This is a genomic window from Pseudomonas sp. 51_B (genome assembly GCF_017491595.1).
Taxonomy (GTDB): domain Bacteria; phylum Pseudomonadota; class Gammaproteobacteria; order Pseudomonadales; family Pseudomonadaceae; genus Aquipseudomonas; species Aquipseudomonas promysalinigenes.
Map to the genome: position 1 here is coordinate 1 of NZ_JAFGYW010000383.1, position 450 is coordinate 450.

Below are 450 nucleotides of genomic sequence, written 5' to 3' on the forward strand. Positions count from 1 at the left end.
GCATGGTCGACAGCGTCAACCCGCTGGGCATGGAAGCCACCCGCGTCGCCTACAGCGAAGCCGCGCCGTGGCTCGCCGAACTGAAAACCTACCTGCAGGCCAACCGCGACTGGCTGGTAGACGCGGTGCGCACGCGCCTGCCGGGCGTGACCATCAATGTGCCGCAGGGCACGTATCTGGCGTGGCTCGATTGCACCGCGCTGGACCTGCCGGATCCGCAGCGGTTCTTCCTCGAACAGGGCAAGGTCGGCCTGAGCGCGGGATTGGAGTTTGGCGACCGGCATCAGCAGTTTGTGCGTTTGAACTTCGGTTGCCCGAGGGCGTTGCTGGAAGAAGGGAGTGCGCGGATGGAGCGGGCTTTGGCTAACCGCAATCTCTGATCCTGCCCCGAGATTCCCCTGTGTAAGTGATCCCCTGTGGGAGCGAGCCTGCTCGCGAAAGCGTACTGTC

At 64.4% G+C, this 450-nt stretch carries 1 pseudogene; it reads left to right on the top strand.

Features of this window, described 5'->3' with window-relative positions:
* Nucleotides 1-380: pseudogene (locus J5M56_RS25345) on the top strand (aminotransferase); the annotation flags it as partial.
* Nucleotides 381-450 lie beyond the last annotated feature (70 nt).